This window comes from Scytonema sp. PRP1 (assembly GCF_036697665.2).
Taxonomy (GTDB): Bacteria; Cyanobacteriota; Cyanobacteriia; order Cyanobacteriales; family Nostocaceae; genus Kalymmatonema; species Kalymmatonema gypsitolerans.
The window spans coordinates 358,855-385,208 of record NZ_JBAHYJ020000113.1; the positions used below are offsets into that span (position 1 = coordinate 358,855).

24 protein-coding genes and 5 pseudogenes are annotated in these 26,354 nt (G+C 42.5%); 16 read left to right on the top strand and 13 right to left on the bottom strand.

All coding sequences use genetic code 11. The features are described 5' to 3' along the window. Nucleotides 1–4: 4 nt before the first annotated feature. Nucleotides 5–640 carry a tRNA (guanosine(46)-N7)-methyltransferase TrmB gene (trmB, locus tag V5G28_RS31040; protein WP_332987222.1) on the bottom strand — a complete coding sequence of 212 codons (636 nt, stop codon included), beginning with the start codon at nucleotides 638–640 and terminating at the stop codon, nucleotides 5–7. Nucleotides 641–774: 134 nt separating this feature from the next. Here trmB and V5G28_RS31045 point away from each other — a divergent pair, with 134 nt between their 5' ends. Both V5G28_RS31045 and V5G28_RS31050 read left to right on the top strand, forming a co-directional pair. Beyond that, nucleotides 775–1,818 carry a glycosyltransferase gene (locus V5G28_RS31045; protein ID WP_332987223.1) on the top strand — a complete coding sequence of 348 codons (1,044 nt, stop codon included), beginning with the start codon at nucleotides 775–777 and terminating at the stop codon, nucleotides 1,816–1,818. Between the two features lie 535 nt (nucleotides 1,819–2,353). Further along, a complete protein-coding gene (locus V5G28_RS31050; RefSeq protein ID WP_332987224.1) occupies nucleotides 2,354–3,454 on the top strand; it encodes a metallophosphoesterase family protein in 1,101 nt (366 codons plus the stop codon). Between the two features lie 45 nt (nucleotides 3,455–3,499). On the opposite strand, the gene V5G28_RS31055 is transcribed toward V5G28_RS31050, so the two are convergent. After that, the gene (locus V5G28_RS31055) at nucleotides 3,500–4,714 is read right to left on the bottom strand and encodes an FIST signal transduction protein (protein ID WP_332987225.1); all 1,215 of its coding nucleotides are present in this window, start codon (nucleotides 4,712–4,714) and stop codon (nucleotides 3,500–3,502) included. Nucleotides 4,715–5,107: 393 nt separating this feature from the next. Here V5G28_RS31055 and V5G28_RS31060 point away from each other — a divergent pair, with 393 nt between their 5' ends. The 6 genes from V5G28_RS31060 to guaA all read left to right on the top strand — a co-directional run bounded on the left by V5G28_RS31060 (nucleotide 5,108) and on the right by guaA (nucleotide 10,014). Beyond that, nucleotides 5,108–5,338 carry a Calvin cycle protein CP12 gene (locus V5G28_RS31060; RefSeq protein ID WP_096566296.1) on the top strand — a complete coding sequence of 77 codons (231 nt, stop codon included), beginning with the start codon at nucleotides 5,108–5,110 and terminating at the stop codon, nucleotides 5,336–5,338. Nucleotides 5,339–5,643: 305 nt separating this feature from the next. Continuing rightward, a complete protein-coding gene (locus V5G28_RS31065) occupies nucleotides 5,644–6,240 on the top strand; it encodes a DUF3177 family protein (protein ID WP_332987226.1) in 597 nt (198 codons plus the stop codon). 90 nt (nucleotides 6,241–6,330) lie between these two features. Further along, complete coding sequence (locus tag V5G28_RS31070; protein WP_332987227.1) at nucleotides 6,331–6,630, top strand: DUF7734 family protein; 300 nt, start codon at nucleotides 6,331–6,333, stop codon at nucleotides 6,628–6,630. A 261-nt stretch (nucleotides 6,631–6,891) separates the two neighbouring features. Continuing rightward, entirely contained in the window at nucleotides 6,892–7,845 is a 954-nt protein-coding gene (locus V5G28_RS31075; RefSeq protein ID WP_332987228.1) for an RRXRR domain-containing protein, read from the top strand. Next, on the top strand, nucleotides 7,817–7,990 hold the full coding sequence (locus tag V5G28_RS31080) for a hypothetical protein (RefSeq protein ID WP_332987229.1): 174 nt from the start codon (nucleotides 7,817–7,819) through the stop codon (nucleotides 7,988–7,990). Before V5G28_RS31075 ends, V5G28_RS31080 begins: the two co-directional genes overlap by 29 nt. Before the next feature lie 401 nt (nucleotides 7,991–8,391). Continuing rightward, the gene (guaA, locus tag V5G28_RS31085; RefSeq protein ID WP_332987230.1) at nucleotides 8,392–10,014 is read left to right on the top strand and encodes a glutamine-hydrolyzing GMP synthase; all 1,623 of its coding nucleotides are present in this window, start codon (nucleotides 8,392–8,394) and stop codon (nucleotides 10,012–10,014) included. 80 nt (nucleotides 10,015–10,094) lie between these two features. On the opposite strand, the pseudogene V5G28_RS36940 reads toward guaA, so the two are convergent. Beyond that, nucleotides 10,095–10,253 (bottom strand): annotated as a pseudogene (locus tag V5G28_RS36940) (cation transporter dimerization domain-containing protein); the annotation flags it as partial. Next, nucleotides 10,252–10,413, bottom strand: a pseudogene (locus tag V5G28_RS36945) (cation transporter); the annotation flags it as partial. The pseudogenes V5G28_RS36940 and V5G28_RS36945, both read right to left, overlap by 2 nt. A 257-nt stretch (nucleotides 10,414–10,670) precedes the next feature. Here V5G28_RS36945 and V5G28_RS31095 point away from each other — a divergent pair. Then, complete coding sequence (locus V5G28_RS31095; protein ID WP_332987231.1) at nucleotides 10,671–11,504, top strand: RNA polymerase sigma factor; 834 nt, start codon at nucleotides 10,671–10,673, stop codon at nucleotides 11,502–11,504. Nucleotides 11,505–11,652: 148 nt separating this feature from the next. After that, the gene (locus tag V5G28_RS31100; RefSeq protein WP_332987232.1) at nucleotides 11,653–12,000 is read left to right on the top strand and encodes a hypothetical protein; all 348 of its coding nucleotides are present in this window, start codon (nucleotides 11,653–11,655) and stop codon (nucleotides 11,998–12,000) included. A gap of 433 nt (nucleotides 12,001–12,433) precedes the next feature. Here the strand turns inward: V5G28_RS31100 and V5G28_RS31105 are convergent. The 4 genes and pseudogenes from V5G28_RS31105 to V5G28_RS31120 form a co-directional block, all read right to left on the bottom strand. Further along, nucleotides 12,434–12,669: pseudogene (locus V5G28_RS31105) on the bottom strand (DUF4327 family protein). Between the two features lie 333 nt (nucleotides 12,670–13,002). Then, nucleotides 13,003–14,594 (bottom strand): annotated as a pseudogene (locus V5G28_RS31110) (glycoside hydrolase family 3 N-terminal domain-containing protein). A 302-nt stretch (nucleotides 14,595–14,896) separates the two neighbouring features. After that, a complete protein-coding gene (rbfA, locus tag V5G28_RS31115; RefSeq protein WP_332987234.1) occupies nucleotides 14,897–15,322 on the bottom strand; it encodes a 30S ribosome-binding factor RbfA in 426 nt (141 codons plus the stop codon). A gap of 87 nt (nucleotides 15,323–15,409) precedes the next feature. Further along, nucleotides 15,410–15,616, bottom strand: a complete 207-nt coding sequence (locus V5G28_RS31120) for a DUF751 family protein (protein ID WP_096566278.1) — start codon at nucleotides 15,614–15,616, stop codon at nucleotides 15,410–15,412. A 175-nt stretch (nucleotides 15,617–15,791) separates the two neighbouring features. On the opposite strand from V5G28_RS31120, the gene V5G28_RS31125 reads away from it, so the two are divergent. Next, a complete protein-coding gene (locus tag V5G28_RS31125; protein WP_332987235.1) occupies nucleotides 15,792–16,646 on the top strand; it encodes a DNA adenine methylase in 855 nt (284 codons plus the stop codon). On the opposite strand, the gene V5G28_RS31130 is transcribed toward V5G28_RS31125, so the two are convergent. Then, nucleotides 16,630–17,118: a PD-(D/E)XK nuclease superfamily protein gene (locus V5G28_RS31130; RefSeq protein WP_096566274.1), complete on the bottom strand. Its 489-nt coding sequence runs from the start codon at nucleotides 17,116–17,118 to the stop codon at nucleotides 16,630–16,632. The two genes, V5G28_RS31125 and V5G28_RS31130, sit on opposite strands and share 17 nt — an antisense overlap. Before the next feature lie 779 nt (nucleotides 17,119–17,897). After that, entirely contained in the window at nucleotides 17,898–19,118 is a 1,221-nt protein-coding gene (locus V5G28_RS31135) for a HetZ-related protein (protein ID WP_096571268.1), read from the bottom strand. Here V5G28_RS31135 and V5G28_RS31140 point away from each other — a divergent pair. Continuing rightward, nucleotides 19,117–19,314 carry a hypothetical protein gene (locus V5G28_RS31140; RefSeq protein ID WP_332987236.1) on the top strand — a complete coding sequence of 66 codons (198 nt, stop codon included), beginning with the start codon at nucleotides 19,117–19,119 and terminating at the stop codon, nucleotides 19,312–19,314. The genes V5G28_RS31135 and V5G28_RS31140 overlap by 2 nt on opposite strands. Before the next feature lie 180 nt (nucleotides 19,315–19,494). Here V5G28_RS31140 and V5G28_RS31145 read toward each other — a convergent pair whose 3' ends face one another. Continuing rightward, the gene (locus V5G28_RS31145) at nucleotides 19,495–20,157 is read right to left on the bottom strand and encodes an L-threonylcarbamoyladenylate synthase (protein WP_332987237.1); all 663 of its coding nucleotides are present in this window, start codon (nucleotides 20,155–20,157) and stop codon (nucleotides 19,495–19,497) included. Between the two features lie 147 nt (nucleotides 20,158–20,304). Here V5G28_RS31145 and larC point away from each other — a divergent pair, with 147 nt between their 5' ends. Continuing rightward, nucleotides 20,305–21,636: a nickel pincer cofactor biosynthesis protein LarC gene (gene larC / locus V5G28_RS31150; protein ID WP_332987238.1), complete on the top strand. Its 1,332-nt coding sequence runs from the start codon at nucleotides 20,305–20,307 to the stop codon at nucleotides 21,634–21,636. Between the two features lie 259 nt (nucleotides 21,637–21,895). Here larC and V5G28_RS31155 read toward each other — a convergent pair whose 3' ends face one another. Both V5G28_RS31155 and V5G28_RS31160 read right to left on the bottom strand, forming a co-directional pair. Next, nucleotides 21,896–22,627: a hypothetical protein gene (locus V5G28_RS31155; protein WP_332987239.1), complete on the bottom strand. Its 732-nt coding sequence runs from the start codon at nucleotides 22,625–22,627 to the stop codon at nucleotides 21,896–21,898. Between the two features lie 106 nt (nucleotides 22,628–22,733). Next, nucleotides 22,734–23,276 carry a DUF6658 family protein gene (locus V5G28_RS31160; protein WP_332987240.1) on the bottom strand — a complete coding sequence of 181 codons (543 nt, stop codon included), beginning with the start codon at nucleotides 23,274–23,276 and terminating at the stop codon, nucleotides 22,734–22,736. Nucleotides 23,277–23,954: 678 nt separating this feature from the next. Between V5G28_RS31160 and V5G28_RS31165 the strand changes: the two genes are divergently transcribed. The 3 genes and pseudogenes from V5G28_RS31165 (at nucleotide 23,955) to V5G28_RS31175 (ending at nucleotide 26,345) form a co-directional block, all read left to right on the top strand. Then, a complete protein-coding gene (locus V5G28_RS31165) occupies nucleotides 23,955–24,872 on the top strand; it encodes a lysylphosphatidylglycerol synthase domain-containing protein (protein WP_332987241.1) in 918 nt (305 codons plus the stop codon). A 919-nt stretch (nucleotides 24,873–25,791) separates the two neighbouring features. Beyond that, complete coding sequence (gene ndhL / locus V5G28_RS31170) at nucleotides 25,792–26,004, top strand: NAD(P)H-quinone oxidoreductase subunit L (RefSeq protein ID WP_096571266.1); 213 nt, start codon at nucleotides 25,792–25,794, stop codon at nucleotides 26,002–26,004. Nucleotides 26,005–26,028: 24 nt separating this feature from the next. Next, nucleotides 26,029–26,345, top strand: a pseudogene (locus tag V5G28_RS31175) (DUF3007 family protein). Nucleotides 26,346–26,354 lie beyond the last annotated feature (9 nt).

A 26,354-nucleotide genomic window follows, 5' to 3' on the forward strand; every position in this document is an offset into this window, starting at 1 on the left:
GAAATTATAATTTCTCAAACACCGCACGATAAACAGGTTCACCCTTGTTCATAGTCCCTATCTCCCGTTCTGTAGGCACTGGTAACGGGTTTTCTGCTAACCATTCTCCTGCACCACGTCTTTGGAAACGAGGATGTTCCGCAAAGCGATCGCGCATTTCCACCGCCACAAACTCAATATCCGATTGCAAAAATACAATACCCCCAGGTACGAGAAATTCTGCCAGTTCTACAACTAATTCTGGTTGTACGATTCGCCGTTTAGCGTGACGGTTTTTAAACCAGGGATCGGGAAATTGAATTGTGACGCGCTGTAAACTACCCTTGGGTACAGAAGATAAAAGCGATCGCAACGAGTTATTTACATTGCAAAACAAATAATGGAGATTTGTCAGTCCTAACTCATCGCGCCACTTATTCGCTTCTATCACTAACGGTTCGCGAATTTCCAAACCCAGAAAATTCCAGTTAGGTTCTATCTTTGCCATACTCAACAAAAACCTTCCCCTAGCGCAGCCAATATCTAGGTGTAGCTGCTGGTTTGGCTTGGCGTAGATTTTTTCCCATTCAATGGGATTCAGCGGTGTTTGATACTTTTGCGAAAGTGGGTTGACGTGCTGACGGACTCGGACAACTGCCAAAATCAAATCTCCTATCATTAAATACTATATCTGTCAACAAATATTCCGAGAAAATATATGCCTACTGAGTAGCCAATTAGATAGAGTCATAAAGTAAAGGCTATACTCTCTAGCGGAATAGTTTCTCAGCTACGATGACAGACAAATTACCACCTATTTATTTTTACATTCCACAAAAACAATGGCCCCCTGAGCATATACTAGAAAGCCCTGATGCTTACTGGAAGTGGCAACAGTCTCTTCGTTACGGTCAAGGGCGGTATAATTGGACTCTGCAAACCTATCTTCACCTCAAACATCAAGAATTTCCATGTCAACTTGTAGGAACAATGCCTACGGAGGGCATTGTCTTGGCGCATCGAGACTTTCTAAAAGACAACCTACAACCCACACCAAAATTACTGATTGTTTGTTTGCAAGCAGATAGAGATTCCCATCCTTACGCACAGCTTCATGTTATACAAAATACTCAAGATGAAATGACAAGCCAGTGGGGAAGTCTTTGGCAAAGCTACTATATGCCCCATTGGCGTCAAGCTATGCTCATTCCTCGCGATTCTACCCGTGGTGATAAATTTGAGAACGTTGCCTTTTTTGGTGTGATCGGAACTTTGGCACCTGAACTGCAAACAGATCCTTGGATACAGCAGCTTAATGCCTTGGGTTTAATTTGGAATGTGGTGGAATTTCAACGCTGGCACGACTACAGCGATGTTGATGTGGTTGTCGCCGTGCGTAGCTTCGATGGTAATAAATATACTAATAAACCTGCATCCAAGTTATACAATGCTTGGTATACAGGAATTCCTGCTATTCTTGGCTGTGAATCTGCTTATCAACATGAGCGTAAAAGCGAACTTGACTACATAGAAGTCAGATCGATGGATGAGGCGATCGCCGCACTTAAACGCTTGCGTGACAATCCTCAAATGCGTCAGGCGATGATTGAAAATGGCAGAATCCGCGCCAGAGAAACAGATAGTACCAGCCTGACTGCACGGTGGTGTCACTTCTTAACAGATGTTGCGACTCCTGCATACTATCACTGGTGTCAGGCATCTAGTTTGCAGCAAAAAGTCTTTTTGATGTCCCGCTACTTAATATTGAAACTGAAAAATGTGAAAAATCGCTGGCGTCAGATCTCATCACGCTTCAAATTTCATCACGTTTCAGATTAGCAGTTATACCAGTTTTCAATTGAGTGCAGTACAGACGTTTGTAGGGACACGGCAATCCTCATACGTGTCAACAATCACGTTGAAACGTTTATTCCACGTTGATTTTACCCCACCCCCAACCCCTCCCCGCAGGCAGGGAGGGGCAGTAGTTTCCCCCCTTCCCTACAACTACCGTGTACACACAAGTCGGAGTGGCTTGTTCAACCCGCGTTTTACCCCCCTTAATCCCCCCGATGTATTGGGAGGAAACTGGAAAATCTTGTTCCCTCCCCTTTGCAAGGGGAGGGTTAGGGTGGGGTAATTCGAGGACTGGTAGTGATTCAATCGCTTGTGTGTACACCGTAGCTTCCCTACAAGGGAAGGGGGCTAGGGGGTTAGCTCTGTTTTATCCGAGAAGTATTAACCCACTACCCACTCACCAATTTTGTGTATAAATGTTAAGCGGGATCGCTGGTACGCAGCGTGATCGAGCAGGGTTATACTCTTTATAAAAAGAGTTTTTTTACACCCTGCTTTTAAAATTGTTATTACCTCAATGACTTCAAATTTTCGCTTTGCTGTAGTCAGCGACTTGCATCTTGCCCTTCCCCATACAATTTGGAATCATCCCAGCCGTTTTCATTTGGTGGAAGTCAGTATTCCTGCATTTGAAAGTGTACTAAAACATTTAACACAACTTAATATAGATTTTCTTTTGCTACCAGGAGATTTAACTCAGCACGGTGAACCAGATAACCATGCTTGGTTACAAGAACGCTTAGCACAGCTTCCTTTTCCTGCCTATGTTGTTCCTGGTAATCATGATGTTCCTGTTGTCATGGCAAATGAGCAATCAATTGCTGCCTGTGATTTTCCTCATTACTACCGTCAGTGCGGCTACAGCAATACCGACCAACTTTACTATACTTGTCAGTTACTGCCGGGTGTTAGGCTCATCGGTCTGAATTCTAACTCTTTTAATGAGCAAGGACAGCAGATAGGACGTTTGGATACCCAACAACTACGGTGGTTAGAAGAGGTCCTAGCAGCAGCTGGTGATGAATTGGTGTTAATTATGGTGCATCACAATGTTGTGGAACACCTACCCAATCAGTCACGCCACCCAATAGCAAATCGTTATATGTTAGAAAATGCACCAGAACTCTTGCAGGTGTTACAGCGCTACGGCGTTAGCTTGGTGTTCACAGGACACTTGCACGTTCAAGATGTTGCGTATTGTGAAGGTGTATACGATATCACAACAGGTTCTTTGGTAAGTTATCCTCATCCTTACCGAATTTTGGAGTTTCATGAGGATAATCACGCAAGGCAATGGTTGCAAATTTTATCTTATCGCGTCAAATCAGTACCTGATTTTCCCAACTTGCAACATACATCAAGAAAGTGGATGGGCGATCGCAGTTTTTCGTTCTTAGTCAAGTTGCTCACTTTACCTCCGTTAAACCTGCCAATGTCGCAAGCAAATGAACTAGCTCCCAGTCTACGCGAGTTTTGGGCAAATATGGCTGATGGAGATGCTGTGTTTGATTATCCTGACTTTCCACCAGAAGTGCGTCGCTACTTTGAGAAGTATGGCGCGATCGCTCCTAGCGGAACTCCATCTCTCATCGATAACAATACTACGTTGTTGCTTTAGGAAAGATAACCCAGATAACGGAGAAATTTAGCTGCCTCATCCCCCTCATTTCCCTACTGCACGGCAAATTCCAAATACGGAAGTATAATTGTGTAGCAAAGTACTGCCACCCACAGGACCGATTTCACCGCCACAGAAGAAACCTGCTAAGGGGATATCTTTGAGGTAGCGCCTAAAGAGCTGAGAATCAAAATTGGGTTTTCCGTAGAGTCCTTCACCTCGCCCGACACAAGAAAACATGAGCGCACCAACAGCAGACGGTTTTGGGGCTTGTTGTTTTTGATAACTCTCCAGAAGGAATTCCAAGTCTTCAGCAGAAGCTTGAGCATCGCGCAAGTGGAATTGCAAACGCTGTCCTGGTCGAACGTAATCTGCAATGGCAATTGCGCCAGCTGAAGGGTCTACCCCAAGGATGCTACGAATTAAAAAGTCTCCCTGGAGCAAATCTTGCTTGAATTCATCCATTGCCAACCCGACAAACAATGAGTGTTGTGCCAATATCCTGTCTTCTTCGCCCAGATGCGAAATCAAATCTCGCAAGACAATCAGCGGTACTTGCTCATCCAACTCCAGGATGATGTTGCGATCGCCTTTTGTGACTTGGCATGGCTTCCCAATCGGTCGGCATCCTTGTGCCACAATGGTTTCTAAGACAATATTGCCACTCAATGCTATGCCAAGCGTTCCCTCTCTATACACTTGGTCATTGTGAAATAGAGCGATACGACCTCCCATCCCGCCGCCGCTTGCCTGTCCTCCGATTGTGACCGAACCGGGATAAGCAAAATCTATTCCTTGTAATAAATCGTTAATTCCAGAGGAGAATGCCCCGGACAGCAAGATGAACTGAGGTGCAGGCGATGGTGGCACACCTATCAAATCAATCCAATTATCCGGCGCACTGTCCAAGTCGGGTAATTCTTCAGGAACAACATGAAAGGCTTTAATATTCACTTGTGGCAGATGCGCCAAAGTCAAACTTAGGGCAGGTTCTGCTTCCAACTCTTGGGTTTGTCCCCATTCAGTTGTGCCAATGACACCGCCACCACTACAGCCAATCAGCACAGGCACTGAGAGTCGCTCAGCAAGTAGGGGCAATAGCCGGGAATACTCACTTGTAAAGGCAGACGAAATGAATACCAGCCCTAAATCAGCAGGTGCTGTTAACGACGAGACAGCCTGTTGTACTACATCTGCAACAGCCGCTTCCAAAGAAGGACGGGTTGACAAGGCATTTGCCCACTGCATTTGGTCTGCCATGAGTTTTACACTCTTTCTCTTGCTAGGCTAATCGTTTTCTAATTTCTATCCTGTGGAATAGTATTTGCATCCTACACCAATTGATGCAATCCCTTTGTATCTCCACTCTCCTCAACTGTCCATCTGAGGAAAATACGCCTTTCATCTCCTGCTACTTGCGTCTACAAATATTGTATAATTTATCTTTCACACTAGAGTCTGTAAAATATTAAAAGATCAGGACAAATAGAGTCTTCGTGGTACGGTTCACTGTATTAATGATGAAGTGTATCCCCACCTACTGGTGAAACTAATTATAAGCAAACAACAGTAAAATGGGGAATGATGGTACAAAAAACTATCATTTTTGAATTTTTTCTATACTTGTATTGAAAACACAACAAGACTAGTGAAATGAGCAACATTCAAGACATTCAAGACAAAATCCAAGAAGAAGTTGAACAAGCTCGTGCTGCGTGTGACACTTCAGGTAGCAACTCCCCTGAATGTGCAGCGGCTTGGGATGCAGTAGAAGAACTGCAAGCGGAAGCCTCGCACCGAAAGCAATCCAAGCCCAAGAACTCTCTTGAGCAGTATTGTGATGCCAACCCAGAAGCAGATGAGTGCAGGGTTTACGAAGACTAAAAATTGGCTCGACCAATTTTATTGCTCGCTGGTTTGCAAGCAACCAAAATCTATTTACTGAGTAGCTTGCACTTTGCCGACGTTTTTGTCTAAAATCTCACTCCAACCTTTTCCATCCTGTGTAAAAGACGGGAAATCCAGGTAGCGAGTGAGATTTTCTTGTGAACCTGCGTCCAATCAAGAACTGTTTCTTTCTCCAGAATCATATGAAATAGGGAGATGAGAAGATAGTCTGAAAGTCAATGCAATAGTCATATACCTATTGACAATTCACTAAAGTTTTTAATTTATCATCAAAAAAAAATATGAATAATGAAGTCTGGTTTCGTCCCCTTGTTTGGATGGACTACCGATTAGCAGTATTATTTACGGTAATTATTCCCATAATTCTCCTAATTTGGGCATTTGTAGAAAAAGCCGAAACGATACAACGGTTGCTGATGATTTACTGGCGAGTATCCAGCTTGCTGGCAATTACCCTTTATTTGACCATAGGAGGGTTTGGAGTTAGTTTTATCTCTGGACTGATGGCTCGTATCCTGATACCCATTTCGCTGTGGTTCTGGGTAGATCTGAACGATGAAATTGAGTATCAGCCAAATGGACCTCTAAAGTTGCTTTTCACCTCGTGGCGTTGGGCGACAACCGTCTATTGTATTTTGGGCGCGCTTGCTTTTATACCTTTTTTGGTTTGTGCTTTTTCCGAAAATGCGATCGCCACTCCCTATTGTGCCGTTTGGTTGGAGGCACCGTTACTTTTTAAAGACTATTTCCATGCCAACAGCAAACCCGCATTTCTCGGCTTTCTGGGGATCGTTGGTTTAATCATTTATGTAGTTTACTTAACTTACTTCGTCCTCGTCAAACTAGGCAAGCAAGGACGCTCAGCGACACCGCAGTAGCGAAAAAGCCATTAGTAACAACAGTTCAACGCAACGAGCAATCAAGAGCCAGCCTTGGCTCCTAGGCATTCAGTACTCACCACTTTTTCAATGAACAGTTCTATTAGCAAGCGCTTGGAACAATATACCGCCAAACGCCCGCAAGAAGTTTTGATTGTAAGTGTGGAAATTGCAGATGAGCAAGACGAAATTGCCATCTTTAAAGGCTTTTCCAGTTCTTTAACGCGCCCAACCGCATTTGATCCCGATGTGCCTGTGTTGCCCCCTCAGGCAAAAATTATCAAAATTGACCGCGTCGCAAGTCCTTACAATCCTGAAACACCCCGCTATATCCAACAAGGACTTTCTTGGGACGATATGCAAGTCTTATTGGCAAAACTAGGAGTGTGAAAAAGATCATTCTTGCTTATGTGAATCTATAAAAAATCATTTCAACAACCTCGCCCTGAAAGGGACGAGGATTGTCCGAACCAATTGGGACAACGTAAGCGTTGAATAGCCCATTGAGACTCAACTTGGTACAGACTTCCGAATACTTCCCTAGTTCGGATTCACTCTAAGCCTGATTGGTTCAGGCGTTGGGTTAAGCCAAGACATTCTAGTTGAGTTGGGCGAAGGGACTCTCAACAAGTCATTGGGTTATACCACTGAATGCGAATTCCAGTTGTCGATTCCAACCGTCAGCCACTCATGCCCACTACACCAGCACGGGCAAGGAAGTGGATTCAATCGGGTAAAGCTGTTAAACGCTGGTCGGATTGCGGTCAATTTTACGTGCAACTGACTATTGTGCCATCAGGCTACGCCACCCAGGATATTGTTATTGGGATTGACCCTGGTAAAAAATATTCGGGGATTGGCGTTGTATCCGCCAAGTTCACGCTCTATACGGCTCACCTGGTTTTGCCATTTCAAACAGTGCGCGACCGGATGGACAATCGCCGATTAATGCGGCGAGGGCGTAGAGGAAGACGAATCAATCGCAAGATTGAGTTTTCCAAACGCGCTCACCGTCAGAAACGGTTTGCAAATCGTCGGCAAGGCAAGCTTGCGCCTTCGATTCGTGCTAACCGTCAGCTAGAACTCACAATTGTATCCGAACTGTGCAAAATCTACCCAGTCATAGAAATCAGGTACGAATACGTTCGAGCAGATGTAGATAAAAGCAGCGGGCGCAAAAAAGCAAGAAGTGGTAAAGGTTTCTCGCCTGTGATGGTTGGTCAAGTTTGGATGCTCAAGCACTTAGGGCAGTTTGCGCCCGTAGTTAAAATCGAGGGTTATCAAACTTCTCTTACTCGCAGCCATCTTGGATTGACCAAAAATAAGGTAGATAAGTCAAAGGCAGAGTTTAACACTCACGCAGTAGACAGCGTTGCTATTGCGGCAACGAGCTTTGTTGAGTATCGCAAATACCACACAGCCAATATGGACGGGGCAAATTGGTTTGGCTCGGTTACTATCACCCCCGCTTCGTTCTTCGTTATTCGTCGTCCTCCCTACAGCCGCCGTCAACTACATTTGATGGTTCCAGCTAGGGGTGGAGTCCGGCGCAAATATGGAGGCTCTACAACACGTCATGGCTTGCGAAAAGGTGACGCGCGTTAATTCCCCGAAAGGAATCGGCTTCGTCAGTGGTGATACCGAAAAACAAATATCTGTCAGCGATGCTAACTGGAAACGCTTAGGGCAGATAGCGTCTAGCAAAGTAACTTTAATTCGGCGTTCTACTGGTTTAATTGTTGCTTGTTAGTTTATAAAAAGCCGTCCTACGCTTCGCGGTTATGACGGGGTTTCAGACCCAATTTTTCTGATGAGTAGAGCAACAAAGCATACTTGCCCTTGGCTGTGTCCTATTTACTCGCCACTGCCAAATGATTGTAAAAAGCAAGACCGCTTTGTATGTTAATGGCAAAATTATGTTAATTTAATATGAATAATCTTAAGAACTGAGAATCAAGCTATAATTTGTTACCAATATAGGGTAAGTTTTTCTTCTTAATACCATTTACACATACGATTAGCTAGGCAGACGCGTTTAAGGTCGCGTTTGGTGACGGTTTATATTACCATCACAGCTAAAGGCGCATAGCAATGGTATTGTTACGGACCTGATAAGCGACGATTTTTCATTACACTCACACCTTCCCTGTCATGAATACTGCGGTGACTCTACCAACAGAACAAGCGCCTCAAAAAGAGGAATATTTGGGGCAGCTCAATCGTCAAATGATTGTAATTCTCGATTTCGGTTCTCAATATTCAGAACTGATTGCCCGCCGAATTCGTGAAACACAGGTATATTCTGAAGTCCTTTCCTATCGCACCACAGCTGAACAATTACGTCAACTCAATCCCAAGGGGATTATCTTTTCTGGAGGTCCCAATTCAGTTTATGACGGTGGCGCTCCCCACTGTGATTCAGAAATCTGGAATTTGGGAATTCCGATTCTAGGTGTATGTTACGGTATGCAGCTGATGGTGCAACACTTGGGTGGGGAAGTTGCAAAGGCTGACAGAGGTGAGTATGGCAAAGCGTCACTATATATAGATGATCCCACAGACTTGCTCACCAACGTTGAAGATGGCACGACGATGTGGATGAGTCATGGAGACTCAGTCACTCAAATGCCAGAAGGGTTTGAATTGCTCGCACATACAGAAAATACTCCCTGTGCAGCTATTGCTGATCACAACAAAAAACTCTACGGTGTTCAGTTCCATCCAGAAGTGGTGCATTCTCTTGGTGGTCTCGCTTTAATCCGTAACTTTGTATACCATATCTGCAAGTGTGAACCTACCTGGACGACTGCTGCTTTTGTTGAACAATCAATTCGAGAAATTCGCGCGAGAGTCGGCGATAAACGGGTGCTGTTGGCGCTTTCTGGAGGAGTGGATTCTTCAACCTTGGCATTCTTGCTACATAAAGCAATTGGCGACCAGTTGACTTGTGTGTTTATCGACCAAGGCTTTATGCGAAAGTATGAGCCAGAGCGATTGCTCAAACTGTTCCAAGAACAGTTTCACATTCCGGTAGAGTATGTCAACGCTAGGGAACGCTTCATTTCTGCACTCTCTGGAATCACTGACCCGGAAGAAAAGCGTCGTATAATTGGACGCGAATTTATCAGTGCTTTTGAGGAAACATCCAAAAGCCTTGGACCGTTTGATTATTTAGCTCAAGGCACGCTTTATCCAGACGTTATTGAATCCGCTGATACCAACGTTGACCCGCAGACTGGGGAACGGGTAGCAGTAAAAATCAAAAGCCATCATAACGTTGGTGGATTGCCCAAAGACCTGCGATTCAAACTGGTGGAACCGTTGCGGAAACTGTTTAAGGATGAAGTCCGCAAAGTAGGGCGTTCCATTGGCTTGCCAGAAGAAATTGTCCAACGCCATCCTTTCCCCGGACCAGGTTTAGCGATTCGCATTATAGGTGAAATTACTACTGAGCGGTTAGAAATTTTACGCGACGCTGATTTGATTGTGCGTCAAGAAATTAACCAACGCGGTTTATACCACGACTACTGGCAAGCATTTGCCGTCTTACTACCAATACGTAGTGTTGGTGTTATGGGCGACAAACGTACTTATGCTTACCCCATCGTTTTACGAATTGTGACCAGTGAAGATGGTATGACTGCTGATTGGGCGCGTGTGCCTTACGATGTCCTGGAAGTCATTTCCAATCGGATTGTGAATGAGGTCAAAGGCGTTAACCGAGTGGTATTCGATATCACCTCTAAGCCGCCTGGAACCATTGAATGGGAGTGATAGATTTTAATTTTCATAACTTTTGTAGAGACGCGTTATTTGACGCGTCTCTACAGATTAGAAAATCATTCTAATCACAGCTAAAAGGAAATATGGTTGGATTGGTATGCAGGTGGTTCGATATAAATCAAAATTCTGACTGGGTTGAAGCGTTCTTCTAATCCCCTTTCGACTTCCTCAGTTATGCGGTGTGCTCTTTCTACGTCAGGTGCATCCACTATTAAATGCATTTCGATGAATGTTGTTGGCGCTATCGGTCACACTATGTAAAGCATCAGCTAGCAAGCTGAGACAACCTGTCAAATTGGCTACTACAGCTTTCAATACCATGACAAAGATGTTAAGTAGTAGGGTAATAATTAAAACCTTCCGCACTGCGGCGCGGTTATCTGAAGTCATAAAGTATTTTTTTACTCAGTTCTATGACTTCTAATGTAAAACTTTAAACATCAAAAAAATATTTCAAATCCTTATCCAAATTAGGTTATAAATTTTGAATTGACAGTTTCTAGCCCCTCAAAGCGCAAAGTCTTTGCTCATATCATTTGATAACTCAGTGCATGTAACTTTTCACCATTTAGCCCCCGCTTGTTGGTACAAGTAACCTTTTCTCTTGACTTTGCCACTATTAAGTAGAGTCGTTCAGCGAGGAAGGTGTGTCAGAGCAAAGTGATCTGGAGTTAATTTTTTTAGCACGACAGGGAAATAAAGCTGCATTTGGTCGGCTTGTGTTGCGTTATCAGCCGATGGCACAACGCATTGCTAAGCGAATGATCGGCAATGAGGATTTGGCTCAAGAGCTTGTGCAAGATGCCATGCTGCAAGCTTATCTTTCATTAGAGAAACTTCACGAGCCAAAGCGCTTTAAGAGTTGGCTATATGGCATTGTGCTCAATATTTGCCGCAACAATTTGCGTCGTCGTAAGGTGATTTTGTTTTCCCTTGAAGCAATGGTGGGAGATTTGGCTGCTGAGCCGTTACCGATTGATGAGAGTTCACGCGACCCTCAGCAAGTGGCGGAACATAAAGAACTCCGCACTGCTTTACTAGAAGCAATCGATACTCTGTCTCACAATAATCGTCAAGCAACTTTGCTGTTCTATCACGAACAACTCAGTCTACAAGAAGTAGCAGTTCGCTTAAATATTTCACTCAGTGCAGCCAAGGGCCGTTTGCACAAAGCTCGCCATCAACTTAGAGAACGATTGCTACCTCTTCAAGCTCAAATTCAACCTATTTCATTTAAGGAGTCTAAGACAATGACCACTAACACCAATGCCCAAATCAAGCCAGAACTTTGCTGTTCATTTTGTAAGAAAAGTAGTGAACAGGTTAATCTTCTGATTGCAGGTCCACCACTGGGAAATGTCACTATTTGTATTTGCAATAAGTGTGTGGATATATGTAATCAAATTATTAGTAGAGAAATTCCTCCGTTGACACACCAACAAGTTGAGTCCTTCAATGACTTAGGCGAAGTGAGTGGCTAAAACTACATGAATTCGATAGATTTTTTGGCTCCATTGCCATGCTGTCCGTGAAGAAATGATGCTGCAGACTGTTTCCACCTCCGTGCTACGGAGGTGGCGCATTCCAAGGAGAATGGTATATGTAGCAAGATGTTTTGATAAATAGCTCATGCCCAATCATCTGACATTGAACCTGGTTGAAGGTTCTGTCTCTTTTAGTTTTTCACCCGAAGCAGCACGGGAATTCAAAGCAGCACTCAATGAATTGATGCAAAGCCTCAAAGCTGTCGCCGCTAAAACCTCTAGTGGCGGTAAACCGAGTCCCCAGCGTCCAATGGAATATCGTTACACGGGAGAGGTATTTTTAGAAATTTTTTGTAATCCCAATATTTGGCCCACTCCCTTTGCTGCCAAAGTCCTGTTAACCGTCCGCGATGCTACTATTCGCTTAACAACAGAAGCTGAACTGACCCGGGTTATTGAAGATATTAACCAGTATCTGGAGCAAGTAGGGTAATTTACCCGTAGACTGTAAAACATTGTAAAACATAAAAATTACCGGAGCAGTTTCTAAAATTGAACTGCTCCGGAATCGACACGCCTAATTATGGTATTCACACCGCTCAATAAAATCTAGAGAAATCTAGAAATGTCCTTCAAACGTGGCTTCCCACGTTCAGGGAGAAACCAGCCCCCTTATTCCCTACTTCTAACATTAACCGCACAAAAGGCTGGAAAACGGATGTAAGCTAGAAAATTCCCACAAAACACTTTTGGATCGATTTAGAAATGGGATATTTGAGATTCCGCGCTGGGAATGGCTCTTAGAAAGCAGAGATTATCCTTGAGAAAGCGATCGCACTTTGAGCGTTAAATCTCTTTTTGTTTAATCCATTCATCCAACATAGATTCCCACTCCGAAATCGAAAATCACGCAACAGATGAAATAATTAGTCGTTGTCCCACTCTTCGCGACCAATCAGATCGGCAATGCGATCGCGCAGCAAGAAATCACACTTTTCCAGTTCGCATTCAATGCATACCCACTCTCTAGCCGGGATATATTGGCACAAGGTATAGATTGGCTGCTGTCTGCTCACCAAGCCTTTTTGCACCAGTCGCCGTGCTTCATCTTGTATCACGTTAAAGAGTAGTAACTGATAGAAGGCACCGTATTCACACTCATGGTTTTTGCTCACAATTTAACACGTAAGTAGTGTTCCCAAAATTTAGCAGGAACGAACATGCTAGAAATAGAAACAGTCGTTGAAGTTTTGTAGTTTTATATACGGAACTATTTTCATTTTGACGCTACATATCCTCAAATTATGTGAAGAAATATGAAGAAAATCAACAAATCCTGACATTTGCTTATATTGTATTGCATACAAACAAATAGTGGTAGTTGATTATTTTTGCTTATGCGGTTGAGAGACTTATTTGGTACTAGTCTCTGATAAGCACTCACCATTTTAGGCACTGTTTTGCATAAGTCAGAAGTCTTTACCAAACAGATGAGTTAGATACCAAACAACGTACGTAAAGCGCAGTCTTGTGCCGCTGGCATTTGTCCATAGGAAAATATGCCGGGAATATCCGCCTTAAGCAAGGGTATAAACTGCTGCAAAACATAAGGGCTACCGTACAATACAAAGGCTTGTAAATCATCCGTCGTTAATAATTTCTTAAATAAATCTTCTGCTGCCTTGGTCAGTTCTGCACTTGAGCAAAGGGATTCCCTCGGATAAACATTTGTAGCAAAGTAGGATGATTTCCGTCTAAGTTGCTAATAGCTTGAGTATGGCAATCAATGATTTGAGTCTCATATCCCATTTGGGCGGGTAGTGTCATTGCTGGTGCCAATTTGTTCAAAAAATCACAGAGAAATAAGTCATCAACAACAATCAGGTTGCGTAGAACTCGTGCAGACTTATCACTAAGTTTGATTGTGTTTATAAGTTTATCTAATGATAACGCAGAGCCATGAATGATTTGACTATGTTGCAAAATCTCAACAGTAGTGTTGAGAGCGTCATTTTGTGCTGTGGACTCGATAAAGGCTGCGGGATTGACTGGCTGATGGGATTTGATTTTTGCTTGCCAAATACGCTCAACAGAGTCTCGAATACGCGATCGCGGAATCCGACCACTTTCAACAGCCGTGCATACAGCGTTAATCGCCTCTTGGGGATCAACAGGCATCAGCAAAATATCGGCACCTGCTTCCACTGCCATCACAGGAGCAACCGAAGCCCCATAGCGGTTGGCAATAGCACCCATTACCAAGGCATCTGTGGTGATCAAGCCTGAAAATCCTAGTTTTTGGCGCAACTGCCCTGTTAAGATTTTGTGTGACAAGGTTGCTGGTAGTTCTGCATCCCAAGAAGGGATCAGCAGGTGAGCGGTCATGACTGTATCCACACCCGAGGCGATGGCACAAGCAAAAGGTGGCAATTCCACTTCTGTCAGTCTGTCTGTAGACTGTGGGATGAGCGGCAAATCCAAATGAGAATCAACAGCTGTGTCCCCGTGTCCAGGAAAATGCTTTGCCGTTGTTAGGACACGATGAGTTTTTGCACCACGAATAAAGGCACAAGCCAAATGACTCACCTCATCAGGCGTTTCGCCAAAAGCGCGAACGTTGATAACAGGGTTATCAGGATTATTGTTCACATCCACCACGGGAGCTAATACCCAGTTAATGCCAATGGCTAAGGCTTCTTGTGCAGTAATCGCTCCCATTTTTTCGGCATAATCCAAAGCCAACTTTTGGTCTTTGCGGAAAATAGCACTCAGTGCCATTGGTGGCGGAAACCAAGTTGCCCCTGCAAAACGCTGTCCGACGCCTTCTTCGATATCAGCGGCAATGAGTAAAGGAATTTTTGCCCAATTTTGCAATTGTTGTGTTCTGATAGCTAATTCCCCGGCACTAGCCCCCAGCAAAATCACTCCACCAACGCCCAAATCTTGCACCCAATGTTGGAGTGTTGCTGCTGGTGGTTCCCAAACAGGATATTGAATTTGGTGGTCAAATAAAAAACCAGAGGCACGAACAACGACCATCTGGGCTACTTGTTCGGCTAGGGAGAGTTTATCTATATCGGGCAGCATAAGCAATTCAAAATTCCAAGTTTAAAAAAGGAAAACCCCGCACAACAAGCATTTTAATTCTGTAGTGAGGACTTTAGTCCTGAATTTTGAGAGCGCTCAAGCGCTCACTACCAAATCATCAAAATCAATGGATACACTACTTAGCATTTTGGAGTAGACACCAAAGGACGAGTAAATATAAAGAGTATATTTTAACAGCCCTATCCCTAAGCCATGTATTAGGCATATTTAAACAGACGCAACATGGTCGCGTCTGTAAAATGCTTGGCTGGCGTACGTTAATTAATTGTTGTTTACGTTACTTAATCTTTTGCAGACAATTCTTCATCTTGATTGAAGCTGTGCTCAGTTTCTTGTGCCAGATTTTCTGGCTGACGTTTTTGCTCGAGTTGACTTAACAGGGTTAGCACCTTGCTACCGCGTTCTATAGAACGGTCTTCAATAAATACCACCTCTGGCGTACGACGCAGGCGAACCCGCGCACCGAGTTCACTGCGGACGTAAGGAGTCGCTGACTTTAAACCTGCCATTGTTTCTGCCTTGGCTTCCTCTGTGCCATAGATGCTGACGTAGATTTTTGCATGTTGCAAATCTCCAGACACATCAACGTCAGTAACACTTACCATTCCTGTCCCCACACGGTCATCCTTAATACCATTAAGTAACAGTTGGCTAACTTCCCGTTTAATTAATTCAGCAACGCGGGAAACGCGGCGATCTGTAGCCATAAAAATTTGCCTCCTCACAGAGGATTTACTACACACTACATAAATACGACTTTGTCACAGGAGTACACCTCCCACTACAGTCATAGTCTAAATTGTACTCAAGCCAAGCATTGCACGCAGGGTGAGAGCTATGAAGACTAGAGCACCTGTAAATAAGCCCAAGACAGCTATTGAGGTGACTGGGCGTTTGAAAAGCGGTCCCAAGGGCGCAAAAGCATTTAAGAACACGCCTAAGAGGGTTGTAATGAAGTAGCGAAAGTAGCGAAGAACGTTCTCCCAAAATCCGTCAAACATCTAGATTTAGACTACCTTGTTATAGACTATAGGTTTTTTTTGATGGCTTTGTTTATTTAAATTGTAATATAAACAGGAGATATTTTATCATTTAATATAATATTTAATATAATATAATATAATATATATTTTCTTCATTATAATGGTGAAAACTAATTCATTAAGTTGCTCTTGAATGTTAAGTGAAATTCATATGCAAAACTTACCACGTCCATTTTTAAAATGGGCTGGAGGTAAAGGTAGATTAATTCAGCAATACATTCCCTACTTCCCCAGTTATTTTAAAAATTACTATGAGCCATTTCTTGGTGGTGGTTCTGTTTTTTTCTATCTACAGGAGCGCCAAGCACCTAAAGCTTTTTTGACTGATATCAATGCAGAATTAATTACCACTTATCGATGTGTTAGAGATCATGTTGAAGAATTAATTTACCTGCTTAAAGAACACGAAACTCAACATAGTAAAGATTATTATTACAGCATAAGAACTACAATCGAGAGTACTGAATTAAAAAAAGCTGCTCGTTTGATATATTTGAACAAAACTTGTTTTAATGGTCTTTATAGAGAAAATTCTAAAGGTGAATTTAATGTGCCAATGGGCAGATACAAAAAACCTAATATTTGTGATTTATCTAATTTACGTTTAGCATCAGTTGCTTTGCAATCAGCAGAAATTGAAAGAAGAGGCTTTGAAAAAGTGCTAAGTTCTGCTAGCAATAGTGAAGATTTTGTCTACTTTGATCCACCTTATTATCCAGTCAGTACGACCAGTAACTTTACATCATATAGTCGTTATGCCTTTAATGAAAATGAGCAATATAGACTAAGGGATGTATTCGTAGAACTTGCTCAACGTGGTGTACAAGTGATGCTATCTAATTCAGATACTTCGTTTATTCGCAACCTTTATAAAGATTTTCATATCCATACTATATTAGCAGGAAGGGCAATTAATTCTAATGCAAAAAAACGAGGCAAGATTAACGAATTATTAGTAACTTCTTATTCTATTAAAGATTATTGTTAGTCCAGGCAATAAAAGTACTTAAGTTATGAACAGCTAATAAATTTTGATTTTGAGTTACTTGAGATTTTAACCAAGTAATTGCTTTGGGTTTCATTCCTCCACCGTCAATCAAAACAATAGTTGCTGCTGGATAGCAATTTTGAATATTCAAGTTAACGTAAGGAAGTTTTTCATCAACAGAGCCACCAGTTTGCTGCCATTTACATTCAATGATTAAACCAGAAGGAATTGTTGCTGAACCAATGATGTAAAAGTCTACATAAATGTCAGTACCATAAATTCCTGGTCCTATGTAAACCTGTCTTGCATATCGTTTTGTCAGGCTGGTGGAGTTTATAAGATATCCCAAACGCTGCTTCTTTAGTACATTACCACCGATCAGCTCATATCCATGCCCTAGCAAGGTTCCTTCTACAGTTCTTTCCAAAACGTTACCAGACTGATTTGCTCTGCCACCTTGAGTCCTAGTCATATTGCATCCTTCTTACCAACAGCGCATAGATTCTAGGATTTCATGGAAGCAGTGGAAAATGTTCAGTTACTTAACATCAATTTTCGATTTAGGACGCTAATATGTAGAAAGTTTCCCTAAAGAGTACAGGTGTATTTAATACAATTGTATTAAAGCATTGCGGTTTTTCTTTATGTGGAATACACCAAATTATAGAGGCAAACAGCCGTGTGCCTGTACATACAGCACCTTGTTCGTGCATGAAGTACAACGCGCTTTGTTTAAAAGCCGAGACACTAAGCCCTTTTTACTTCTGAGTTCCTAGCTGCGGTTTCTGAATTCTGCTATATCTATCGTATTCAATTAAAAACCGCGAGAAATTGTATTGCGGATGAATTCTGACATATTTGAAAGTAGAAGTTAATTAAGTGTAGTTCCTCGCCTAAGGAACACCGCACGAATAATTTACCTTTTTTAATTGCTGAAAGTCTTGTAAATCAAGGCTTACATTTCTTAAAACAGGTAAGTTATTTCTGTGCGGCTCCTAATGTTCATTTACTTTTTGCTGGAACATTTGATAACTCTTTAACCCTGCTACTCTCCGTTTATTGTCCTCATTATCCTCCTCTATCCTCCACAGGCGGAGGGAAGAGAAGGAAAAATTTTTTTTAGGGAGGACAGAAGTAAATTTCTTAGTTGTAAGAAGTAAGAAATAATTTATGTTTAACATTTAAACAAACAGGATAAAGTCTGGAAACTAGATAACGTTGCTTTCTTTGTTGATACAAGTTACCAAGACTTTAGCCTATCTGAATTTCAGTGTTACCGTTGCGGATTGTCCATGCCATTTCTAACATTTGAGTCCAGCGCTTTTGGAGCTGTTTAGGAGTGCATTTGATTGTTTTGGCTATTGCTTGATCACTGTATTTTGCAGTTTTAAGTTGCAAGATTTGCTGCTGCTGTTCAGAAAGTTGGCTCAAAAATTTTTCCCACTGTTGGGAAGATAAACCCAACTTCTGTTCTAAACCTGCGCCCAACCATTGATGTACTAACTGCCAGTGGTGTTGCTTGGCGAACTTTTCTACATGATATTTAAAACGCTGTTGCAGATAATCGCGCTGGCGGCTAGTCAAACCCAAAAGTTGGTCGATTTCTGGTGCTGAGAAATCTTGGAGTTTTAATGATAGATAGTCTACGCAGTCAGATTGACCTTGAGCTTCTAGATATTTTACTAGTTCTGAGACGACGCGATCGCGCTCGGACTCTTCAGCAGGATCGAATTTAGGTTGTGCAATCATTTGAGAGCGAACCTGTTGAACTGCTGAGTTGCGCTGATAAGATTCTGCTTCTTCACTCTTAGCGGACTCAACAGCCCTTTCGATATCTACAGTTGTTTCCTGAGGCAAACGACGGGCAAAACCTTGGGCACGCAATATAACTAACTGCTGGTTATTACCGCCAGGTAAATTGATGCGGCGCTTAGCATACTGCTCTGTAAACCCCATGTATTCTGCGAGTTCCAATTGAGTGCGCGGGGTGTAATCCTCAGGTAGTTCGTTTTCCCGCCGGAAAGCCTTAATAGCTTCCAGATAAAATGCCTGTAAAAAATCTTCAATCAGGTTGTAACGAGCCTCAAACCCTAACTCGGACTTTGATGTCGTAATGTGCCGGTAAACCATTGCGCCGAGTTGGCTATGTAATTCTACGCGACCTTTTTTTGAACCCAATTGATAGTAACGCAGGCATTTTTGTAAACGATGCCTTGCCAAAGTCACCAGCCAAGACTTAATTTCTCCTGATGTTTGGATACGGGAGCTTTTGTTGCAGATCCGTTCCACTTCTTTAGCTATGCGCTTTGCTACAGCTTGCACGCACCTAGGTGCTGTTTTTACCTGAAGTTGCATTTCCTTACACAGCAGTTGCACTAGAGCATCAGCATCTACCTGAACTGGCTGTTCAGTCGAAACGTGGCGGTTTAAAGAGGGTGTAGACGTGGCTAGATTGGCGAGGTTTGCTTTCATGACTTTTCTACAAGTGGTATTGCACCGTAACGACAATGCACAAGACAGCACTGCCAAGGCATACGCCAGTAGGCGAATCTGTTCGATGATTTTCATCCATCAAGAGTCGCCCTCAGCACTGCTCACACATATGACTGTAAAAGATCCGAAAAAGTTACAGTGTTGGCAGTGTGTCGGTTTTTTCACAAGCCACTAAAAAGTAACTTGCACACGGATATCCGCCATGACGCAAAAGTACTCCAAATGCTTACTGCTCCTAGGTTTATCGCAATTTAAGTCATACCTCCTGCCAATGTAGTAGGTATGACAATCTGAAAACTGGAGCCACTGGCTTTCTTTTTGCGAAATTGACAGATGAGCGTGTGTAGTTTAATGTTTATACCCATGCCGCTGCTTTTTCCCAGCCTAAACCCTGCCGCACAATAATTGGTCTTTCTCCTGTTAAGTCCAAAATGGTAGAAACTTCATACTTAGGTTCCTCACCAGTGTCCACAATCACATCTACCAATTTGTCCAAACGGTCAAATAGTTCTACCCGGGATAAGTAAGGTTCGCTTTCCATCCCATTGGACTCATCATCTATTTCATCATCCGGTGGTAAATGTGCCGAAGTCGAAATAATCGGATTTGCTAGCGCTGACAATAAAGCTTTACATACGGTATGATTTGGTACTCTAATTCCAGTCGTTTTACGCTTGGGATTTTGCACGAGTCGTGGCACCAACTTGGTAGCAGGTAGCAAAAACGTATATGATCCTGGAATGAGGCTTTTCATCATCCGATAAGCTGTATCGCTTACATAAGCATAAGTCGTTACATTAGAAAGCGAGGGACATAAAAATGTCAGTGGTTTATCATTTGCCAGCTGTTTAATTTGTCGCACTCGCTCTACTGCTGATTTAGCATTTAAATCACAACCAATAGCATAAACTGTATCCGTAGGGTAAAGCATCACTGCGCCACGTTGCAGTGCTGCTTGTATTTCCTCTATACGCCGGACTTGGGGATTATCAGGATGGACTTGGAAAATTTTTGCCATAAAAGTGGGAGAGGAAGTTAGTGGTTAGCGGTACTTTTTAACAACAGATGGGCTTTGGAATCCTCTCTGGGGTTGGGGGAAACCCCTAAGGACGCAGTCGCTCACTAACAACTAACAAACAACTGACAACTGACTAATGACTAAATTATGACTAAATTAGCTTATCTTCAATGTCCGACGGGTATTTCCGGTGATATGTGCCTGGGAGCCGTAGTTAGTCTAGGTGTTCCCTTAGAATATTTAACTGAAAAACTGAACTGTTTAGGGATTGAGCATGAGTATCAATTGAGAGCAGAACTTGTTCATCGTAATGGTCAACAGGCTACTAAAGTTTATGTAGACTTAATAAACGTGAATCATCACGACGATCACGATCACAGTCAGCATCACGCACGCCACTTGCCAGAAATCGAGCAGATGATTCTGAAAGCTGGGTTGCCATCACGAGCAGAAGCTTGGAGTTTGGCAGTATTTCGGCAACTAGCAGTAGCAGAAGGGGCAGTACACGGTGTAGCACCAGAAAAAGTTCACTTTCATGAAGTCGGTGCTGTTGATGCAATTGTAGACATTGTTGGCACTTGTTTGGGTTTAGATTGGTTGGGTATTGAGAGCAATCATAAAGGATTACCTTTACTGTACTGCTCACCGTTACCAACTGGTGGCGGAACAGTGCGGGCGGCGCACGGTCAGATGGCAGTACCAGTACCAGCAGTTTTGAAGTTATGGGAAATGCGGGCTTGTCCAGTATATAGTAACGGTATTGAACGCGAAATGGTGACACCAACCGGAGCTGCGATCGCCACAACCCTTGCCGTAGACTTTAGTTCTCCACCGCCTATGACCGTTAAACAAGTAGGATTGGGAGCCGGTTCAATTCATCTACCCATTCCCAATATTTTGCGCTTGTGGCTGGGTGAAGCAACAAATTTAACAAATTTAACAGATAAATTAACTGTTGGTTTCACAGATAAATCCGCAACAAAATCCGTTGCCAAGGATACTAGCCCGACCTTGGAAAGTATCTCAGTTTTAGAGACCCAAATTGATGACCTCAGTCCACAGGCAATAGGCTATGTGTTTGAAGCATTATTTGCTGCTGGTGCTTTGGATGTGTTCACTCAATCTGTAGGTATGAAAAAATCCCGTCCGGGAATTCTGCTGACAGTCATTTGTCATCCAGAAAATCTACATAACTGTGAAGCAGTTTTATTTCGTGAAACCACCACTTTGGGAATTCGTCATTCAACTCAGGAACGCACTATTCTCCAACGGGAAATTCAACAAGTAGAAACTGAATATGGTGTTGTCCGCCTTAAGGTTGCTTGGACGGGACAAGCAAACGATAAAGTGATAGCTAACGTGCAACCAGAATACGAAGACTGTGCAGAACTGGCGCGAAAACAGAATGTTGCTTGGCGAGAAATTCAGCGGCTCGCACTACAGAATTGGTACACGCAAAAAATAAAATTTCACTCTTAACCTCTCCCCACTTGCGTAGAACCAAAAGAGGACTAATGGTAAGAACGCATTAGTTTTGAAGGCTTCCTAGTGAGCGTTGTCTTCGCTTAAAGAGTCTAGGACTAAAGTCCTTACTACGAACTTATACAACCATCATAATTAATGCAATCAACTACTAGACTAATAGCTAAAAATAGCAAAAAAGCCCGCTTGGGCGGGCTTAGTTCGTGTAGCCCCAGACTCGAAGTCTGGCAGCACATAAAGGTGGATTGATTATGAACTAATCAACAGCATCTTTGATTGCACTACCAACCTTTTCCAAAAAATTGCCAGAATTTTCAGCTGCCTGTTTACCTTTTTCCGCAGCATTGCTATTGGCATCTTTCAAAGTTGTGTTCACTGCTTCGCCTGCTTTACTAGCAGTGCGCTGAGCATTGAATTTTGCATCCTCAGCTGTACCCTGAGCATTTCTCGCCGCACCCTTAGCAGCATCGCTGGTGTTGTCTTTGATATTTTCAACGCCTTTGCTGGTTCCTCGGGCAAAGTCAGTAGCGCTGCTCTTAGCTTTATCTGCTGTCTCTTGAGCATTTTGCTGCAGATTCTTGCCTATTTGTTCAACGTTGTCCCCTTTCTTATCCAGGATACGGCGGGTGTTTTCTCCGATGTTGCTTGTTTCGTCAATGACGTTTTGTTCAGCATTTTGCTTAAGAGCTTCAGCTTTGGCTTTTACGTCGGCTCCCTTTCTTCTAGGATCTACATCACTGAAATTGTTCATCCCGCCTTCATTAGGAGAAAGGATGTTACTTCCTTTTGGAACGTAAACTTCAGAATTAGGGGATGCATGTTGCTCCTCTCCTATAATTTGACGAGGTACAGTTTGACTAGGCGTTGTTGCACCTACAGAATTGCCAGAATTGCAAGCTTGTGTAAAGAATAGGAAAACTCCTGCCAAAAAAACTGTTAAAAGTTTCAGTGGACGAATGTTTTTTAACAAAGCAACGACTTTTTTCACAGTGCAACTCCTTGTGTTTTTATGACAAAATCAAAGATTAAGCAAGAACTAACTCAGTAGTTTTGTCCTTGGATTTATTTCAAATCCGGAATCCAAAAAATGGTTTCTATTTACCCACGGCTGGATTCTTTTGCAATTCCGGTCTAGCAGCTGCTTCATCTGCCTTGTCTTTCAAAAACCCTGAAGCATCCTGAAATGCTTTCCCAACAGTTTCAAGCCGGTCTTGAATTCGCTCGCCAACATCTCCCTCACGCTGAATCAAGCCACCTGGTTCAGGCTTCTCTATGTTTTTCTCAGTTTTGATGGGCAATTCTGATTCTACGTATGCTCTGCCTTCTGGTGTTTCAGCGCCAGGGTAAAGTTTCCCTTCTTTATTAACAGCAGTGGCAATAAGTAATTGTGGGTCTAGTTGTAAGCTAGTTTGGTCGAGTCCAGACTTGGACATCTTCTCGTTTGTATACTTGTCCCCACCACCTTTATAGGGATTATTTGCACCACCAGCTTGTACAGCAGGATTATTTGGATTTGCACCTTGAGCATTTGTCGCGCCATTACAAGCCGTGCTTACTATCAACAATAGCCCAGCGAAAAATACAGTCAGAAATTGACGTAGACGCAGTTTTTTTATAAAAGAAGTTAAGCTCTTCACCGATTCCTCCTAATCAACAACAAACAAGAAAAATATTTTCAACAAGCAAAATTTTCGCTTAACAGCTTTGTATGGTTCTGTTTAGCAGGGAAGGCATCATCATACTTTTGCTTGCTTCAATTTTCTAATATTTGACCAACAATTTCTAAGACTACAAAGCCAAGAGCAAACAATGCCTCTAGCAAAGGTCACATTTTTGTTAGCACTTTTTGACTGTTACTATCTAACTTTAGAGAGATATAAGTTACTATAATTAACTTTTAATTTACTTATGCCGATTCTGCTGACTTTAAGTAGTATATGAATATTTAGTTATTAATTTATGCTAGTGATATTAACTTGTTAAAGAATAATAATTGTACCATTTTAATACTTTTGGCTATATTTATTTAAGCTAATTTTTAGAAAACAAAATAAATGCTAACTAATATATTTATACTAACTTATCTCTTTACAAAAATTAACATTTGGAAAGCAAAACTTATCAGTCAATATAACTTTTTCATTCATGTAAAAATTGAAATCATACTTGGTGATGCTGCTCAGTCAAAATAGCTACATATATTTAACTCATGCCTTAGCGATTTTTGCTGAAGATATTGGGATATACGGCTGATGTCCTCTATGATTTGATGTATTTACACATTCAGCAAATTTATAAGTTAAATCACTAAAAAGATGAAGCAAATTTTACGCTGGGTAATTTTAGGTGGGACATTGTTTTTTTTGGCAAAAGCCCTTAAGGATAACTGGCAAGAAGTGACTAGCATCCATATTGATGCAGTAGGATGGGCAATTCTTTTGATCGCCACAGGTATCACTTTACTGGCACATACTTGGGCAGGTTGGGTATGGAGTTGGGTTCTTAAAGAATTAAATCAACCTGTTAACTCTTCAGAATTTATTCAAGTTTACCTAAAAACAAATATTGCTAAGTATATACCAGGCAATATCTGGCATTACTACGGAAGAATTGTGGCTGCAAAAAATGCAAATGTTTCTAGTGGCGCAGCGACTCTCAGTGTATTGCTAGAACCTCTACTGATGGCAGCTGCTGCTTTAATTATTGTCCTAGTAGGCAGCCAATTTATGGCTGAGAAAACCACCATCATCCTGCTCATACTACAACTACTGGGTTTGCTGGGAGTGCTATGTGTTCTCCATCCCAGGTTTTTGAATAGAGCAACTCGCCTATTACACCGCATAAAAGCAAAAAAGTCTACGAACGATACCCCCCAAGCAGTTCCCTTGAGTCTTGAACAATATCCTCTGCGCCCTTTACTAGGAGAATTAGGTTTTTTGGGACTGCGCAGTACAGGATTTATGTTAACTTTGTTTGCCTTGAGTCCTTTGAACTTGAGTCAAATTCCTTTATTACTTGGTGCTTTTAGTTTCGCGTGGTTGCTGGGGTTAGTGGTTCCAGGCGCACCTGGTGGCTTGGGTGTGTTTGAAGCCACTGCGATCGCACTCTTACAGCAACAGTTTCCTACGGCGGTGCTGATCAGCGCAACTGGTCTGTATCGTCTGGTGAGCATTCTCGCGGAAACTGCTGGTGCTGGCTTAGCTTGGCTCGACGAACACCGTCTTCAATCGTGATTTCTGACAAGTCAGTACGGTTTTTATCCGGAATTCCTTTTGAATTCTGAATTTTGAATTTTGAATTTTCTAAATGGGGGTGGAGGGACTTGAACCCTCACGACCTTTTACGGTCAACGGATTTTCATTCTCCCGCAGCTTTCACTACTGCCTTACAGGTTAATTCACCTAATCAGGCTTTGAGAATTGGACCCTCCCTTTACCCTCGACTTTACGTTAGGGTAGCTCCCGTCGGGCCTCTGCACCTTCCTTAAAAAGAGTCAAGAGTGATGAAGAGTGAAGAAAGAATAAAACTTTCTATCTTTTATCTTCTGTCTTCTATCTTTCTTTTTTCGGCTTGGCTCAGGATTGCCATGTCTGTTACCAGATTTAGGTTTCCCTGAGTTTGAGAGCGGTCACTTGGCGGATTTCTCCATCAAGGCTCAGTTATCTAAGTCCGTAGCGTCTACCATTCCGCCACACCCCCTAACTTATTTAGGAGTCACTTGTTTTGTGGAGGTACCAAATAACCTCCTCATCTATTCCAGCATTAAATGTGTTTTTTGTCCAATTTTGCACTTTTTGCTGGAAAATTTGAGATTTTTGAGATCAAACTGCGCTTTTAGGTTTCAGGGACACTTTGTTGAATTCGGGGAACGCCCCTAGCCAACTGTTCTGCCTGACTTGCGTCTTACATTTTTTTGTCGCAACTTTACAGATGCTTACTCAAGTACTCATTTGTTGTGCATCCTAGCACTGGTTGTTTATTATAGCATCATTTTTAGAAAAAAGAGCAAAAAAAACAAGGCAGGTGAAACAATTTTTTCTATCTTTATTATTTAATCTTCCTGGGGGCAACAATGCTTTCAACAGCCCAGGCATTCAGCCTATGATGGAAAACAGCACCAACAGGTCTTTTCTACTTAAGAACCAAGAAATTATGGTTGTAGCGCTAGTGTATCTGATTTTGGCTGGAGCATATCTTCTGGTGGTACCAGCAGCCGTCCTGTTTTACTTAAACCTACGCTGGTATGTGGCTAGCTCTGTAGAACGTGCCTTTATGTACTTTTTGGTATTCTTCTTCTTTCCGGGTTTGTTGCTTTTATCGCCGTTTGTGAACTTGCGGCCCAGACGGCGACAAATTGAAGTCTAACGAAATTGGTAGGTCATAACTCTCATGCGACGCATTGACGCTATCGGAATTGGCTTGGGAATTTTTGTTGCCGGCGGCTCGGCATATGTCTTACTGCGATTAGTAGGCGTAGATAACTTGGAAGCTGGTACTTGGAGCCAAGTTTTATTATTTGTTGGGTTGATTGGCTGGTTGCTAAGCTATGGTTTCCGTGCTGTGGAAAAAAAATGACCTACCACCAACAACGCGAACAATATGAACAAGCCTACTTCCAGAAACGTTTGGAAGACCTCACTCCCGAAGAACTGGCGAAAATTCAAGCCGAAATAGAACAAGAAAAGCAGGTAGGGAATAGGGAGTAGGAGTCAACA

Coding starts and splice junctions, on each gene's coding strand:
- V5G28_RS31145 (WP_332987237.1), bottom strand. CDS start 20,157: ATGGCAAAAATTTTCCAAGTCCATCCTGATAATCCCCAAGTCCGGCGT.
- V5G28_RS31100 (WP_332987232.1), top strand. CDS start 11,653: ATGCCCAATCATCTGACATTGAACCTGGTTGAAGGTTCTGTCTCTTTT.
- V5G28_RS31130 (WP_096566274.1), bottom strand. CDS start 17,118: ATGACTAGGACTCAAGGTGGCAGAGCAAATCAGTCTGGTAACGTTTTG.
- V5G28_RS31065 (WP_332987226.1), top strand. CDS start 5,644: ATGAATAATGAAGTCTGGTTTCGTCCCCTTGTTTGGATGGACTACCGA.
- V5G28_RS31070 (WP_332987227.1), top strand. CDS start 6,331: ATGAACAGTTCTATTAGCAAGCGCTTGGAACAATATACCGCCAAACGC.
- V5G28_RS31050 (WP_332987224.1), top strand. CDS start 2,354: ATGACTTCAAATTTTCGCTTTGCTGTAGTCAGCGACTTGCATCTTGCC.
- guaA (WP_332987230.1), top strand. CDS start 8,392: ATGAATACTGCGGTGACTCTACCAACAGAACAAGCGCCTCAAAAAGAG.
- ndhL (WP_096571266.1), top strand. CDS start 25,792: ATGGTTGTAGCGCTAGTGTATCTGATTTTGGCTGGAGCATATCTTCTG.
- V5G28_RS31140 (WP_332987236.1), top strand. CDS start 19,117: ATGACTTTTCTACAAGTGGTATTGCACCGTAACGACAATGCACAAGAC.
- V5G28_RS31135 (WP_096571268.1), bottom strand. CDS start 19,118: ATGAAAGCAAACCTCGCCAATCTAGCCACGTCTACACCCTCTTTAAAC.
- V5G28_RS31055 (WP_332987225.1), bottom strand. CDS start 4,714: ATGGCAGACCAAATGCAGTGGGCAAATGCCTTGTCAACCCGTCCTTCT.
- V5G28_RS31075 (WP_332987228.1), top strand. CDS start 6,892: ATGCGAATTCCAGTTGTCGATTCCAACCGTCAGCCACTCATGCCCACT.
- V5G28_RS31045 (WP_332987223.1), top strand. CDS start 775: ATGACAGACAAATTACCACCTATTTATTTTTACATTCCACAAAAACAA.
- V5G28_RS31125 (WP_332987235.1), top strand. CDS start 15,792: ATGTTAAGTGAAATTCATATGCAAAACTTACCACGTCCATTTTTAAAA.
- V5G28_RS31120 (WP_096566278.1), bottom strand. CDS start 15,616: ATGTTTGACGGATTTTGGGAGAACGTTCTTCGCTACTTTCGCTACTTC.
- V5G28_RS31080 (WP_332987229.1), top strand. CDS start 7,817: ATGGCTTGCGAAAAGGTGACGCGCGTTAATTCCCCGAAAGGAATCGGC.
- rbfA (WP_332987234.1), bottom strand. CDS start 15,322: ATGGCTACAGATCGCCGCGTTTCCCGCGTTGCTGAATTAATTAAACGG.
- V5G28_RS31060 (WP_096566296.1), top strand. CDS start 5,108: ATGAGCAACATTCAAGACATTCAAGACAAAATCCAAGAAGAAGTTGAA.
- larC (WP_332987238.1), top strand. CDS start 20,305: ATGACTAAATTAGCTTATCTTCAATGTCCGACGGGTATTTCCGGTGAT.
- V5G28_RS31165 (WP_332987241.1), top strand. CDS start 23,955: ATGAAGCAAATTTTACGCTGGGTAATTTTAGGTGGGACATTGTTTTTT.